At 63.6% G+C, this 13,498-nt stretch carries 13 protein-coding genes and 1 pseudogene; 1 reads left to right on the top strand and 13 read right to left on the bottom strand.

Features of this window, described 5'->3' with window-relative positions:
• Window positions 1–11: 11 nt before the first annotated feature.
• On the bottom strand, window positions 12–1,730 hold the full coding sequence (pilB, locus tag FHQ07_RS05755) for a type IV-A pilus assembly ATPase PilB (protein WP_139715908.1): 1,719 nt from the start codon (window positions 1,728–1,730) through the stop codon (window positions 12–14).
• Between the two features lie 121 nt (window positions 1,731–1,851).
• Between pilB and FHQ07_RS05750 the strand changes: the two genes are divergently transcribed.
• Window positions 1,852–2,733 carry a glycosyltransferase family 2 protein gene (locus FHQ07_RS05750; protein WP_139715907.1) on the top strand — a complete coding sequence of 294 codons (882 nt, stop codon included), beginning with the start codon at window positions 1,852–1,854 and terminating at the stop codon, window positions 2,731–2,733.
• On the opposite strand, the gene FHQ07_RS05745 is transcribed toward FHQ07_RS05750, so the two are convergent.
• The 12 genes and pseudogenes from FHQ07_RS05745 to rfbF all read right to left on the bottom strand — a co-directional run bounded on the left by FHQ07_RS05745 (window position 2,730) and on the right by rfbF (window position 13,395).
• A complete protein-coding gene (locus tag FHQ07_RS05745) occupies window positions 2,730–3,719 on the bottom strand; it encodes a hypothetical protein (RefSeq protein WP_139715906.1) in 990 nt (329 codons plus the stop codon). The two genes, FHQ07_RS05750 and FHQ07_RS05745, sit on opposite strands and share 4 nt — an antisense overlap.
• Window positions 3,719–4,609 carry a glycosyltransferase family 2 protein gene (locus FHQ07_RS05740; RefSeq protein WP_139715905.1) on the bottom strand — a complete coding sequence of 297 codons (891 nt, stop codon included), beginning with the start codon at window positions 4,607–4,609 and terminating at the stop codon, window positions 3,719–3,721. The genes FHQ07_RS05745 and FHQ07_RS05740 overlap by 1 nt, the downstream gene beginning before the upstream one ends.
• Window positions 4,599–5,212 (bottom strand): annotated as a pseudogene (locus FHQ07_RS05735) (cephalosporin hydroxylase family protein). The gene FHQ07_RS05740 and the pseudogene FHQ07_RS05735 overlap by 11 nt, the downstream one beginning before the upstream one ends.
• Window positions 5,213–5,354: 142 nt before the next feature.
• Complete coding sequence (locus FHQ07_RS05730) at window positions 5,355–6,095, bottom strand: WbqC family protein (RefSeq protein ID WP_139715904.1); 741 nt, start codon at window positions 6,093–6,095, stop codon at window positions 5,355–5,357.
• Window positions 6,092–6,634 (bottom strand): GNAT family N-acetyltransferase, encoded by a 543-nt coding sequence (locus tag FHQ07_RS14315; protein ID WP_168191471.1) that lies wholly within the window; start codon window positions 6,632–6,634, stop codon window positions 6,092–6,094. The genes FHQ07_RS05730 and FHQ07_RS14315 overlap by 4 nt, the downstream gene beginning before the upstream one ends.
• 8 nt (window positions 6,635–6,642) lie before the next feature.
• On the bottom strand, window positions 6,643–7,821 hold the full coding sequence (locus tag FHQ07_RS05720) for a class I SAM-dependent methyltransferase (protein ID WP_139715903.1): 1,179 nt from the start codon (window positions 7,819–7,821) through the stop codon (window positions 6,643–6,645).
• The gene (locus FHQ07_RS05715) at window positions 7,821–8,666 is read right to left on the bottom strand and encodes a phytanoyl-CoA dioxygenase family protein (RefSeq protein ID WP_139715902.1); all 846 of its coding nucleotides are present in this window, start codon (window positions 8,664–8,666) and stop codon (window positions 7,821–7,823) included. Before FHQ07_RS05715 ends, FHQ07_RS05720 begins: the two co-directional genes overlap by 1 nt.
• Window positions 8,663–9,787 carry a DegT/DnrJ/EryC1/StrS family aminotransferase gene (locus tag FHQ07_RS05710; RefSeq protein WP_139715901.1) on the bottom strand — a complete coding sequence of 375 codons (1,125 nt, stop codon included), beginning with the start codon at window positions 9,785–9,787 and terminating at the stop codon, window positions 8,663–8,665. Before FHQ07_RS05710 ends, FHQ07_RS05715 begins: the two co-directional genes overlap by 4 nt.
• On the bottom strand, window positions 9,784–11,007 hold the full coding sequence (locus FHQ07_RS05705; protein ID WP_139715900.1) for a class I SAM-dependent methyltransferase: 1,224 nt from the start codon (window positions 11,005–11,007) through the stop codon (window positions 9,784–9,786). Before FHQ07_RS05705 ends, FHQ07_RS05710 begins: the two co-directional genes overlap by 4 nt.
• Window positions 11,004–11,555 carry a dTDP-4-dehydrorhamnose 3,5-epimerase family protein gene (locus tag FHQ07_RS05700; RefSeq protein ID WP_139715899.1) on the bottom strand — a complete coding sequence of 184 codons (552 nt, stop codon included), beginning with the start codon at window positions 11,553–11,555 and terminating at the stop codon, window positions 11,004–11,006. The genes FHQ07_RS05705 and FHQ07_RS05700 overlap by 4 nt, the downstream gene beginning before the upstream one ends.
• Window positions 11,552–12,634 carry a CDP-glucose 4,6-dehydratase gene (rfbG, locus tag FHQ07_RS05695; RefSeq protein ID WP_206202374.1) on the bottom strand — a complete coding sequence of 361 codons (1,083 nt, stop codon included), beginning with the start codon at window positions 12,632–12,634 and terminating at the stop codon, window positions 11,552–11,554. Before rfbG ends, FHQ07_RS05700 begins: the two co-directional genes overlap by 4 nt.
• Window positions 12,625–13,395 (bottom strand): glucose-1-phosphate cytidylyltransferase, encoded by a 771-nt coding sequence (gene rfbF / locus FHQ07_RS05690; RefSeq protein ID WP_139715897.1) that lies wholly within the window; start codon window positions 13,393–13,395, stop codon window positions 12,625–12,627. Before rfbF ends, rfbG begins: the two co-directional genes overlap by 10 nt.
• Window positions 13,396–13,498: the final 103 nt, after the last annotated feature.

The raw sequence follows: 13,498 nt of genomic DNA, 5'->3' as shown, positions 1-13,498 counted from the left end.
GGCGACTCCCTTCAATCCTTGGTGACTCGGTTGATTTCGACCAGGCTGGTGACGCCGTTCTTGGCCTTGTCCAACGCAGACCGGCGCAGGTCGCGGACGCCGCTGATCAAGGCTGCCTCGGTGATCTGCTGGACATTACCACCGGCCAGTACGATCTGCTGGATCTCGTCGGTCATCGGCATCACCTGGTAGACGCCCGAACGGCCCTTGTACCCTTCGGTGCAATCCTCGCAGCCCACTGCCTCGTAGAGGGTGATGCCTGCGTGGACTTCGTCGGCGGTGAAGCCCTCGGCGAGCAACGCATGCTCGGGGAGGTGCACGGCACGTTTGCAATCGTGCAGGCGGCGGACCAGGCGCTGGGCGATCACCAGGCTGACCGAGCTGGTGATGTTGTAGGGCGCGATGCCCATGTTCATCAGACGGGCGATGGTCTGCGGTGCGTCGTTTGTGTGAAGCGTCGACAGCACCATGTGGCCGGTCTGCGCCGCCTTCACCGCGATTTCGGCGGTTTCCAGGTCGCGGATTTCGCCGACCATGATGATGTCCGGATCCTGGCGCAGGAAGCTTCGCAGCGCGGCGGCGAAGGTCATGCCGCGCTTGGTGTTCTGCTGGACCTGGTTGACCCCTGGCAGCCGGATCTCGACCGGATCCTCCACCGTGCTGATGTTGCGGGTTTCGTCGTTGAGGATCCCGAGCGCGGTGTACAGGCTCACCGTCTTGCCCGAGCCGGTTGGGCCGGTAACCAGCACCATGCCATAGGGCTTGTGGATCGCATCCAGGAAGAGTTTCTGCTGGACCTGCTCGTAGCCGAGCTTGTCGATGCCCAACTTTGCGGCACTGCCGTCCAGGATGCGCATCACCACCTTCTCACCGAACAGGGTCGGCAGGGTGCTGACGCGGAAATCGATCTGCTTGGTCTTGGACAGGTTCAGCTTGATGCGCCCGTCCTGTGGTACCCGCTTCTCGGCGATGTCCAACTGGGCCATGACCTTGACGCGCGCGGCGATGCGCTGGTGAAGCTTGACCGGCACACGCTTGACCGTCTTCAGGATGCCGTCGATGCGCAGCCTGACCCGGTATTCGGTTTCGTAGGGTTCGAAATGGATGTCCGATGCGCCCTTGCGGATGGCGTCCACCAGCACCTTATTGACGAACTTGACCACCGGGGTGTCATCCCCGCCGGCATCCACGCCGGAATCGTTGCTGAGATCCTCGTCCCCGCCGCTGACGTCCAGGCCCTCCAGGCCGTCGTTGTCGGCGTCGGCGAGATCCTCGGCCGCCTCCAGCCAGCCATCGATGCTGCGCTTCAGGCGCTCTGCATCGATCAATATCGGCTCGACTGTCAGGTTGGTGTGGAACTTGATTTCGTCCAGCGCACCATGGTCGGTCGGGTCGGAAACGCCGACAAATAGGCGACTGCCGCGCTTGAACAGTGGCAGTACCTGGTGCTTGCGCACCAGTTCCTCCTTGACCAGCCGCATCGCGGATTGACCGGGGTCGATCGCCAGGGGATCCACCAGCGGCATGCCGAATTCCATGGAATAGGCTGCCGCAAGCGCCCCGGGATCCGCCAAGCGCTTGTCCGCGATATAAGTCGCCAGCGGTACTTTCGCCGCTGTTGCCGCATCCATCGCCCTGCGCGCCGCACCTTCGTCCATGGCGCCGTCCAGTACCAGGCGCCGCGCAATGCCGGTAATGCCCATCAGATTGGCGGACGTGACTGCGCTCATGGCCTACGCTCCCCGGCGATGGTCTGACTTTACTGCAAAACCGTCCCACAAGGCATTGTTCCGCCCAAGCTAGGGGGTGGCAGGGGCGCACGCATTGGCTATCCGCGTTACGCTTTCGGCCATGGAAAACCCAGTCAAACCCTCGGTGACGGTCATCCTGCCGGCCCGCAATGAAGCGGAAGGCCTTCGCAGGACATTACCCGGTATCCATCGGATCCTGCCCGATGCGGACATCATCGTGGTCGATGATGGTTCCACCGATGCCACGCGATCCGTGGCCGCTGATGCTGGCGCACGGGTGCTGTCCGCTCCCTATGGAATGGGCAACGGTGCTGCCGTGAAGCGCGGTGCCCGCGCCGCGACCGGCGAGATACTAGTGTTCATGGATGCGGACGGCCAGCACGATCCGGCCGATATCCCTCTGCTACTGGCAAAGCTGGCCGAGGGCTTCGACATGGCAGTCGGTGCCCGGGACCGCAGTGGGCAGGCCAACCTCCAGCGTGGGCTTGCGAATGGTTTCTACAACCGCCTGGCCAGCTGGATGACGGGACACAAGGTGGTGGATCTGACCTCCGGCTTCCGCGCCGTGCGCGCGGACAGGTTCCGCGAGTTCCTGCACCTGCTGCCCAACGGCTTCAGCTACCCCACCACCAGCACCATGGCGTTCTTCCGTAGCGCCTACCCGGTGGCCTATGTGCCGATCCCAGTCGCCAGGCGGGTGGGCACCAGCAGCCATATCCGACCGTTGAAGGACGGCGTCCGCTTCCTGCTCATCATTTTCAAGATCGCCAGCCTGTACTCGCCCCTGAAGCTGTTCGTGCCCGCATCGGCCACCTTCTTCGCGCTGGGGTTGGGGTACTACGGCTACACCTTCCATACGCAAGGCCGATTCACCAACATGAGCACGCTGCTGTTCAGCGCGGCGGTCATCATCTTCCTGATCGGCTTGGTGTCCGAACAGATCACGAACCTTACCTACCAGAAAGGCGATGGCGGCACCTAGTTCCGCTCGGTTCCCGCTCGTGTGGCGTTCGTTGCGACTCTCTTTCTGCGTTGAACCGCCATTCGGCCGAGTTGGTACATGCCCCATACAAGCGCATCCGACAGCAGGATGATGAGCCGGAACCCAGCCAGCAACGCAGCGACGTTCCCGATCGATCCAGTGCCGCTGATCATGTCTCCGGCAACGGCCTCGAATACGCCGATGCCTTGTGGGGCAAAAAAGGCAATGAACCCCATGCCCCATGCGAACAGGTAAGTGGCACCAGTCTCCAATGCCGAAAAACGCATGTCGAGATCGGGGAAAGCCGTCAGGAATACAACGAATGCAGTGGCGCCGATGCACCATGAAATTGCCACTGTTCCAGCGCACATCAAATATTCGCGTGCTGGAAATTTCTTTCGCCTCCTTGCCAGGTGATGGTTGAGCAGCCATGGCAGGGAAGTCAGTCCCAGGGTGCCGCCAATGCCCGCCAGTGCGGCGATCAATCCCCAGTCTGTCAGTCCGCGATACAGCGCAACCAATGGACCGCCTAGTACGAAGGCCAGGCTGACGGCTAGCACATTCTCCAGAAGCACGAACACCGCAATATCGCGTTTTCCAGCGCCCAGGTCGGAGAATGCAGTGACCCTCCCGACCGTATGCCAGATTCCGCCGGGGATATATCGTGCTGGCAGATTGCCGATGTGAATGACCGCAAGCCGCCGGTAAGAAAAGCGATGGCCCAATGCGCGGAACACTGTTTGTGCGAACAATGGAGCCAGTAACGGCATCAGCGACCAGAGAAGCACTGCAATTGGCAAGCGCTTCAGCTGGCCGCTGGCGACTACTTCGCGAAGAGACTCGCGGCTTTCCCATGCGAAGTAAAGGAGAAAGGCGACCGCAGCAGGCGTGAAGAGCAGCTTGGCGATCCGCAGTGCCTTGCGGGCAAGCGTGATGGCGGGCGAAATGCCGGGCTGGGATGGCTGCCCGGAATGCTGGTCGTGCATCAGGCTTTCCGGCCCGCTAGGTAGCGCACCAGAAACGCAGGCATGAGCGCCAGTAGCACCGCGATTTTCTCGCTGGCATCCAGTTGGCTGCGCAGCACCGCGCGCGCCTGTTCCAGCGGCAACCGCAACAGGGGCAGGTTGCGATCCAGCCAGCTTTTGGCAAGGCCGAAGTCCTCGCTCCTGTAACGCCGCATGCGATCCATGTGGGATTCGCGCTTGCGAGGTTGGCGGCGCCACCAGACGGCGTCCGGCGCGTGCAGGAAATCGCCTTTCAATGCCAGTTCAACAAGCACGATCTGGTCGGCCCCAACGCATGCATGGATCTTGGGCAGCTCGCGCAGATGGCGGGTGCGGATCAGGCCGAGGACTGGGTGGGCGTTTCCCCAGAAGGCCGTGAAAAACCGCAGCATCGGATCCATTCCACGAGTATCGTACCAGCCGGACTCTTTGTCCCAAGCATGGTCTTCTTCGTCGATCCAGCGGGCTGTGCCGAAAGCCAGCACCGCAGAAGGATGCTCTTCCAGCAGCGCCACGCATGTCGAAATCAGCGTCGGCGACCAGACATCGTGTCCCGACGCCCACATGAAATACTGCCCCGCTGCCTGCTCCAGCACGTGGATTGAGTTGGCGGCGGCCCCCACGTTGTGCGGCTGCCTGTAATAGCGGATCCGAGCGGAGCGTTGCGCATAATCCCGGCAGATTTCTTCCGTTTCGTCCGTGGAGCCGTTGTCCGAGATCACGATCTCGACGTTGGCATAATCCTGGGCCAGCAGGCTTTCAAGCGTCGTTCGCAGGAAGCGCGCCTCGTTGTAAGCAAACAGCCCGATCGACACCAGAGGCGGATTCCGTCCGCCCGATACATCTTCCGGAATGCCCGACTCAGTCGCCATTGGCGACGCGCCTCAGATAGCCGCCGGGCGCGACCGTGATCAGCAGCTTGGCCGCGATGTCTTCGTCCGCCACGAAATCCCGATTGCGGGAAAGGAACTCGCGCACGGCCGTCTTCGGGTTGTTGCCTTGGCCCAGGGCCGATCCTGGATAAGTTCATTCGGCATGTCCTCGATCAAGGTGTCGTACACCACGCAGTAACTGCCGGGCTCCACCAATGTCGCATAAGCCTCCAGCTCCGCGAGCACGTGATCATGTGTGTGGTTGGAATCGAGAAGTACCAACACGCGTTGCCCTGCGGCCCGTTTGCGTACGCGCCTCACGACATCAGCGTCGACCGACGAGCCTTCGATCATCTCGATGCGCGCCGCCATCGGATGAGCCTCGATCGCTTCGCGGTTGTGGCGGCGGATGTCTATGTCAATGCCAAGCACCTTGCGCTTAGGCATGCGCGGGTCGAGCGCCGTGCCTGCCTCGGACGCTTCGCAGTAATCCAGCAGCGCCAACAACGAAGCGCTGAGCATCAATGACCCGCCATGAGCGATGCCAGTTTCGATGATCAGATCGGGCCGCACGTCCCATATCAGCTCCTGCAATGCAGCCATGTCTTGCGGGAACTGGATCACCGGCCGGCCGAGCCAGTGGAAATTGTAGGCATACTTGTGCCTGGTGATTTCGCGCAGCCAGATCCGCGAAAGCGCCTGCACATCGGAATCCTGCTTCAAGCCGGCGATGTTGCCGGCAACCTCAGCCTGAAAGCGCTCGGTCTCGTTCATGGGTGGGGAAGTCCTTCCAGGGAGTGGTGCGCGGACGGATGAATTCGCCGCCCCGAGGGCCGGCATTGGCAACCAGATCCAGCGCGGATACGAATGGGGTGAACTCGCCGTGCAGCTGCGGATAATGCGCTTTGGCGTAGTCCATGTATTCCACCGAGATGCCAGCGCGATCGAACGCTGCGTGGTCTAGGTAGCGGGCGGCACCGTGGCCTGTGACATAGACGGTGCCGCCGAGTGAGCGAACGATATCGAGCACGCGCGAGCTGCCACTGCCGCTTATGTCGAGTTGGGCGACATCGACGAAGCGGCAGTCGCGACCGAGGTCGTAGTATCCACAGAGTGCCAGCAGGGACTCGGCGGCCAATCCTCCGAGGTCGGCGTAGTCGCGCGCGTACACGCCACGCACCAGGTCGATCATTGCGTCGCGGTATGGCGCGTCTCGATATGCGCCGGTCAGCAGGGCCAGGTGCTCCTCGCGCCAAGCGCGCTTGTCGCTGGCCCGCACTTGGTTGATGCGCTGGCCCAGGTGCAGGTCTGCAAGCGGTACGGTCATCCAGCGCGGTCCGGCGGCAGTCTTGATCTGGACGCGGTTGACGAAGCTTCCCTTGGAGAACTGCACATCGGTGTAGTGCACGTATATATCCGCCAAGCGGATCTGTTCGAGCAAGCCGATCCATGGGAATAGCATCGGTTGCGAGATCACGACTTTCATTCCGACGAAACCGGTGCAGCTGCCGCGTCGGATAGGAAGCGCTCCATCAGGATCACGTCGATATAGGCCTCGTCCTCGCGGTAGTGACCCGCGAGTCGGCCGACTTCGAGATAACCTTCACGGCGATAGAAGGCGATGGCGCGCGCGTTGTCTGCGCGTACCCGCAAGCCAACCTTGCGAATGCGATATCGGTCGAACAAGTACCTGTGCAGCAGGTCGATTGCCGCAGCAGCGATACCCCTGCCCTGCGCATCTGGCGACAGGCAGATCCCAAGTTCGCAGTGGCCCTGGAAGGTGTCCAGAGCCGCGGCTTGCACATAGCCTAGAACGGCATCGTCATCGCGCGCGGCGATCACGAAGAGCAAGAGGTCGATCTGGTTCGCGCGTTCCAACAGCCATTCACGCACGCGCCCGATTGGATTCGGCTGCGCGCGTGCCATCAGCTTCGCCTGCAACTCCACGTCGCTGCGCAGTATCGAAAGCGCCGGCAAGTCGGCTTCGCGCCAACCGCGCAGTTGCAGCATTGTGCCTTCGAGCATCGGGCCGATCATAGGAAGAACAGCTTCAGGCCGGGGCGCGCAAGCGCCGGGATATCCGCAATGATCTGGCGGGCATGCGCCGGATTGAGACCGATCAATACCGCGTCGAGTTCGGCAGGAAGCCGTTCGGGCGGCAGTATCGGCTTGTGGTCGAAGGATTGGCCGTGCAGGAACGGGTTGTTGTCGAGGTGGCATGCGACGCGTTCGGGACAAGCCAGGCTGGAGCGCAGGAACGCCCCGTAGAACCCGGCGCCGTAGATGGCTACTTGCGCCTGGATTGGTAGCACGCGCTCGAATTCGCGAACGCGTCCGCCTGCGTCGCGCCAGAAGCTGGCCAGGCTGGAAAGTTCGGTGCAGGCACGTTCGACCCCGGCGCGGTCGTTTGGCGCAGCGGGGGTCAGGCCATCTTCGGGTTTTCGCGCCAACAGCACGAATGCGCCGCGATGCGCCATGTCGTCGATGCATTCGGTGATCAGCCCGGCTGCCGCGACAAGCTGCGCGAGGGATGGTGCGGTGAAGTGGTTGCAGTGGTCGACCACCACGAAGTCGGCGATGTTTGTCAGTACGTTCGGCACCACTGCATAGAGCCGACCGCCCGGGCGCATCAGGGAAGCGATATGGCCCAGCGTGTCTGCAACATTGGGGATGTGTTCAAGCGAAAAGAACGAGGTGACCAGGTCGAAGCGCTCCTGCCAGCTTGCAGGCGTGCGCTTGATCGCGCAGTTCTCTCGCGGGACGAAAGTGCTCCAGAATGACTCGTAGCGAGAGCTGACATCGTAGAGATGCGGCACGATGCCTGGCTCCTGCGCGCACAGCGTCCGGATGGTGGAGCTCTTGGCGCAGCCATAGTCGAGCAGCAGCAGGGGTCCCGCGATGTCGCCAAGCGTTTCGCGCAGAACTCGGACTTGGTGCGCAGTCCGGTATATCGGCGCGCCGTCGCGCATCTCGTATATCTGATCCTCTTCCTCGCTGTCGACCAAGATGTCGTAATCGTGGTCGTAGAATGCGTCGATGTCCTGGATTGCGCGCGTCTGCAGGTGCCCGCACACCATGCATGCGAACACTTCGGTGGTGGAAGGGTGCTGGCGGCACAACGAAGTCAGCGACTGGCCGTCGATAGAGCGATACAGTGCCGTGCCGAGCGGCGCGCGGCATACGTTGCATGCATTGGCATCTGATGTGGCCATCAGTCGGCGCAAAGTTCGGGGTGGATCTGGCGGAAATCGACGCCAGCGGCGAACGAGCCTTTCCAGCCGTGCGCGCGGCCGGTCGGCTCGTTGAAATTGAAGTACCGAAACTGCATGGACCAGCGCGGGCGCATGCTCCGGTTGTAGCCGGACGCATGCAGCGTGAGGAAGTCGATTAGTACCAAGTCGCCAGGGACGGTGAGTGGTGCGACCTCGGCATAGCGTCCAATCACCTGTTCCTCGTCTTGTAGTCTGAGTGCATATGCACCGCTGCGTTCGCTGCCTGGTTCCGGTTGGGTTAGTACCGGGATCGGTCCGTTGGAGTGGGAGCCGGGGCAAAAACGCACCGGGCCGAGTTCTTCCGTTACCGCTCGCAGCGGGCTCCAGAAGACCAGTCCGTCGAGACTGCGCAGTTGCGCTGGATATTCCTGGTGCCACTCGGCGCGGAAACGGTCTTCCGCGGGATTGTCGATGCGGATGCCGTAGCCGCCAGCGGCGATGGCGGGCGCCGAGCCGGGCCGCAATTGCGCGAACACCCGCTCATGGCGCAAGTCGGCGAGCAGGCGGATGAACGCCGGGATCTGCTTTACTGCGTCGTAAACCTCGCTACCCCATGAACGATCGATGGCGATGAGCGCGGCGTAGCCGTCGTCGAAATTTCCCGCATCGAACGGCGCGCGTTCGTCGCGAATTCCGTGGCGCAGCATCACCTGGCCGATCACGTGGTGGATCGCGCGTTGGATGGGCAGCAATTGGGTGCGCGCATCGTAGAAGCCGGGTACCACCAGCAGGCCGTCGCGCCGGAACGCGTCTAGCTGGACGGCGGACAGTGGCGTCGAATTCATCGCGGGCTCCGGCCGAGGTGCTTGATCACATGTCCGGCGACGCGCGCGATCTGTGCGCACGTGAGGTCATGGTAGCTGGGTAGGTTCAGCGAACACCGAGCAAGTGCGTGACTGACGTGGTGTTGCGGCTGATGATCAAACATCGGCAGGGACGAAAGAGGCCAGAAGAACACCCGCCCGTCGATGTTGTCCGCCTTGAACCGGGCAATCAGCGCTTCCCGGTCGAAGGGTGCGTCTGCGACGATGGTCGGCATCCAGTAACCGTTGACCGTGCCCGCGGGTTCCGGGTTCATGCGCAGTGGCAGCCCTTCAAGCTCGGTGCGATAGCCTTCGAACACGCGCCGCTTCCCCGCGATCAGTTCATCGATCCGCTCCAGCTGCCCGCAGCCGATCGCTGCCTGCACGTTCGACATCTTGTACTTGAAGCCGATGCGTTCCGGCCAGAATTGCCGCGTTTCGCCGCGTGCGCGGCCGTGGTTCGACAGCGTGAGCACGCGTTCGTACAGCGCATCGTCGTCGGTGACGAAAAGGCCTCCTTCGCCGGTGGTGATGGTCTTGGTGCCGTGGAACGAGAATGCGCCGAATGCGCCCATCGAACCGGCCCGTCGACCATGCCAGGCCGAGCCGATCGCCTCGGCGGCGTCCTCGATGAGGTGCAACCCGTGCCTGTCCGCGATCGCCGCGAGCGCGTCGATGTCGCAGAGGTTGCCGTAGAGGTGGACGGCGAGGATCGCCTTGGTCCGCGACGTGATCGCGGCTTCCACGGCGGCCGGATCGATGCACCAGCTGTCCGGCAGCACGTCGACCAACACCGGTTTTGCGCCGAGGTGCACGATGGGCACCACGGAGGCGATCCAGTTGATGTCGGCGAGGATCACTTCGTCGCCGGGCCCGATGCCGAGTCCCGCCATGCCCATGTGGAGGGCGCCGGTGGCGCTGGAAGTGGCGATGGCGTGGCGCACGCCGAGGTGTTGCTTGAACAGCCGTTCGAAGCGTTCGATGTATTCGTAGCAGCGCTCGCCCCAGCCATTGGCGACGGCATCGTTGGCGTAGCCGATCTCCAGCGCCGAGATCGAGGGCTTGGTGTAATAGATGCGGTCGCTCGGGGCGTGGGCGTTCATGACACTTCCAGTTGCGGGACCGCGGTGACGAATTTCCCGCCCCATTCGCCGATGTACGCCAACTGCGAGGTGATTTCCTCGCGCAGGTTCCAGGGCAGTATCACCACGAAGTCGGGGCGGGTTTCGCGGATCCGCGTTTCGGCGACCACCGGGATGCGCGAGCCTGGCAGGTAGCGGCCCTGCTTGTGCGGCGAGGCATCGACGACATAGCCAAGCAGGTCCGGCCGCACGCCGGCGTAGTTGAGCAGGGTGTTGCCCTTGGCGGCGGCGCCGTACCCCGCCACCAGCTTGCCCTCGCGCTTGCAGTCCAAGAGGAAGGCGAGGAAGTCGTTCTTGATCGCATCGGCCAGTGGCTGGAAGCCGCGGTATCGGGACGGGTCCAGCATGCCGGCAGCCCGCTCCTCCTCGAGCAATGCGGCGACGGCCGGGGTCTCGGGATGGCTGGCCTCGCGGTGGCAGGCCCACAGGCGCAGCGAGCCGCCATGCGTGCCGAGCTGTTCGACGTCCCAGATGCGCAGGCCGTGCGCGGCGAGGATCCGCCGCACGGTGTGCAACGAAAGATACGAGAAGTGCTCGTGGTAGACGGTGTCGAACTGGCGCTGCGCGAGCAGTTGCATCAGGTGGGGGAACTCGATCGTGATGGTGCCTTGCGGGGCAAGGATGATCGAGAGGCCCGCGACGAAATCGTTGATCCCCGGCACGTGGGCCAGCACGTTGTTGGCGATGGCCAGGTCCGCCTTGCCGCGGGATGCCACGAACTCTCCCGCGAAGCGCTGGCCGAAGAACTGTTCCATGGTCTCGATGCCGCGCTCGCGTGCCGCCGCCGCCGTGCTGGCGGTGGGCTCGATGCCGACACAGGGAATGTTCCGCGCCTTGACGTACTGCAACAGGTAGCCGTCGTTGGAGGCGATCTCCACGACCTGGCTCTGCGGACCCAGCCGCAGTCGTTCGGCGGCGTGCTCGACGTAGCGTGCGGCGTGCTCGAGCCAGCTGCGCGAGTACGAAGAGAAGTACACGTAGTCGCCGGAGAACAGCGCATCGTGCCGTTGTACTTCGTCCACCTGCACCAGGTGGCAATGGCCGCAGGCGTGGAGCTTGAGCGGGTACCAGGCCTCGGGCGCATCGAGGTCTTCTGCCCGCAGGAACGCGTTGGAGGGCGGTGCGCTGCCAAGGTCCAGGAACACGTCGTGCAGCGGCGAGTGGCAGAAGCGGCACTTCACGGGCGCCACCCTTCGAAGCCATCGCCGATGTGCGCATAGCCCAGGTCGCGCGTCGACAACCCGGTCGCAGGCAGTGGCCAGGCGATCGCCAGGCGCGGGTCGTCGTGGCGGATGCCGGCCTCGCATTCCGGGGTCCAGGGTGCAGTGTGCATGTACAGGAGGTCGGCCTCGTCGCTCAGTGTCTGGAACCCATGGGCGAAACCCTCGGGAATGAAGACGGCTCGGTCATTGTCCCCGCCCAATTCCATGGCATGCCAGTGCAGGAAGGTGGGCGAGCCGGCGCGCAAGTCCACCGCCACGTCGAACACACGGCCACGCAGGCAGCGGATGAGCTTGGCTTCCATCGCTGGAGGCGTTTGGTAATGCAGTCCGCGGACGATGCCGCGACCACGGGTTTCCGAGAAGTTGACCTGTGTGAAGTGCAGCCCGGGGCGGATGTCGGCGAATTCCCTTTCGCAGAACAGGCGCGTGAAACGGCCGCGCGCATCGCCCGTGGGCGTGAGCTCGATTTCATGCATGCCTGCCAGCGGCGTGGGATGCAACTTCACGTTGCCCACTCCAGCCCGCGTCGTCGCGCATCGTCGATGTAGGCGGACAGGTCATCCGCGCTGTCCACGCGGGCGCGATCGTGGAAGCCGCGGTACCACGCGGCGGTCCGCGCGAGCGTTGCTTCGATGTCCCAGACCGGCCGCCATGCCAGGTGCAAGCGGGCCTTGCCGGTGTCGAGCCGCAAGGTGGCGGCCTCGTGCGGGTGCGCACCGCCATCGGGCTCGATGCCGATGGCGTTCCAGTGCGCCGCGAGCCGCTCGACCAGCGACTGCACGCTGATTTCCCCAGCGGGACCAGGTCCGAAATTCCAGGGCCCGGCGAGGCTTGCGTCGTTCCACAGGCGCTGCGCCAGGCACAGGTAGCCCGACAGGGGCTCCAGCACGTGTTGCCAAGGGCGGATGGCGTGCGGGTTGCGGATCTTCAGCGCCCGTCCCGAGGCCGCGGCGCGGACTAGATCCGGCACCAGCCGGTCCTCGGCCCAATCGCCGCCGCCGATCACGTTGCCGGCACGGGCCGTGGCGATGCGCACGCCGCCGCCGGTGTCGAAAAAACTCCTGCGGTAGCAGTCCGACACAAGTTCCGCGCAGGCCTTGGAGCTGCTGTAGGGGTCGTGGCCACCCAGTGGATCGGTTTCCACGTAGCCGCTCCCGCCGGCGTGCTCGGCATATACCTTGTCGGTGGTGGCGTTGACCAGCACGCGAACGGCATCGCAGGCACGCACGGCTTCGAACAGATGGATCAGCCCGGTGACGTTGGTGGAAAACGTCGCCTCGGGTTCGCGGTAGCTTCGGCGCACCAGCGGTTGCGCGGCAAGATGGAACACGATGTCCGGGCGATGGCCTTGCATGACCGCGTGAACCGCCAGCGGATCGCGCACGTCGACGCGGTGGTCGGCGATGCCATCGAGCCCAAGCAGGGTCCAGTGCGCCGGGCTGGTCTCGGGCGCGAGCGCCAGGCCGGCGACCTTGGCGCCGAGTGCACGCAGCCACAGCGCGAGCCACGAGCCCTTGAACCCGGTGTGGCCGGTGATCAGTACGCGCTTGCCGGCGTAGAAGCCGCCAAACCCGGTCAAGGCCACACTTTCCACGGCGCCTGCCCGGTTTGCCAGAGGTCTTCGAGTTTGTGCTTGTCGCGTAGGGTATCCATGGGGTGCCAGAACCCGCGATGCGTATATGCCGAGAGCTGCCCATCGTGGGCGAGCCGTTCCAGCGGCGCGCGCTCCCAGATGGTGTCGTCGTCGTCGATGTAATCGAGCGCCCCGGGCTCCAGCACGAAGTAGCCACCGTTGACCCAGCTGCCGTCGCCAACCGGCTTTTCCTCGAAGCGAGTGATGCGATGGCCGTCGATGTCGATGGCGCCGAACCGTCCCGGTGGCTGTACTGCGCACATGGTGGCCAACGTGCCCTTGTCTCGATGGAACGCAAGTTCGGCGCCGATGTCGATGTCGGAGACGCCATCGCCGTAGGTGAAGAAGAATGCCTCGTCATCCAGATATGGGCGTACCCGCTTGAGGCGCCCGCCGGTCTGCGTCCCGATGCCAGTGTCTACCAGCGTCACGCGCCACGGTTCGGCGTGTTTTTCGTGCACTTCCAGCTGGTTCGTGCGCATGTCGAAAGTGACGTCCGACATGTGCAGGAAATAGTTGGCGAAGTACTCCTTGATCATGTAGCCCTTGTATCCAAGGCAGATGACGAAGTCGTTGATGCCGTGGTGCGAGTAGGCCTTGAGGATGTGCCAGAGCACCGGCATGCCGCCGATCTCGACCATTGGCTTGGGGCGCACCGTGGTTTCTTCACTGATGCGGGTGCCGAGGCCGCCGGCGAGGATGACTGCTTTCATGTGGGAAGGTGCGTTTGTGTCGGGGGCGCCGAAGGATGATGTCGGGTCGGACCGCAGGGATGGGCCCGCTTGCCGTGACGGATAGTATGCTGCTTCGGGTTTC

The organism is Thermomonas aquatica (assembly GCF_006337105.1).
GTDB classification, from domain to species: domain Bacteria; phylum Pseudomonadota; class Gammaproteobacteria; order Xanthomonadales; family Xanthomonadaceae; genus Thermomonas; species Thermomonas aquatica.
The sequence above is the reverse complement of the archived record's forward strand: the minus strand, read 5'-3'. Positions and strand labels throughout refer to the sequence as shown.

Coding starts and splice junctions, on each gene's coding strand:
- pilB (WP_139715908.1), bottom strand. CDS start 1,730: ATGAGCGCAGTCACGTCCGCCAATCTGATGGGCATTACCGGCATTGCG.
- FHQ07_RS05750 (WP_139715907.1), top strand. CDS start 1,852: ATGGAAAACCCAGTCAAACCCTCGGTGACGGTCATCCTGCCGGCCCGC.
- FHQ07_RS05745 (WP_139715906.1), bottom strand. CDS start 3,719: ATGCACGACCAGCATTCCGGGCAGCCATCCCAGCCCGGCATTTCGCCC.
- FHQ07_RS05740 (WP_139715905.1), bottom strand. CDS start 4,609: ATGGCGACTGAGTCGGGCATTCCGGAAGATGTATCGGGCGGACGGAAT.
- FHQ07_RS05730 (WP_139715904.1), bottom strand. CDS start 6,095: ATGAAAGTCGTGATCTCGCAACCGATGCTATTCCCATGGATCGGCTTG.
- FHQ07_RS14315 (WP_168191471.1), bottom strand. CDS start 6,634: ATGCTCGAAGGCACAATGCTGCAACTGCGCGGTTGGCGCGAAGCCGAC.
- FHQ07_RS05720 (WP_139715903.1), bottom strand. CDS start 7,821: ATGGCCACATCAGATGCCAATGCATGCAACGTATGCCGCGCGCCGCTC.
- FHQ07_RS05715 (WP_139715902.1), bottom strand. CDS start 8,666: ATGAATTCGACGCCACTGTCCGCCGTCCAGCTAGACGCGTTCCGGCGC.
- FHQ07_RS05710 (WP_139715901.1), bottom strand. CDS start 9,787: ATGAACGCCCACGCCCCGAGCGACCGCATCTATTACACCAAGCCCTCG.
- rfbF (WP_139715897.1), bottom strand. CDS start 13,395: ATGAAAGCAGTCATCCTCGCCGGCGGCCTCGGCACCCGCATCAGTGAA.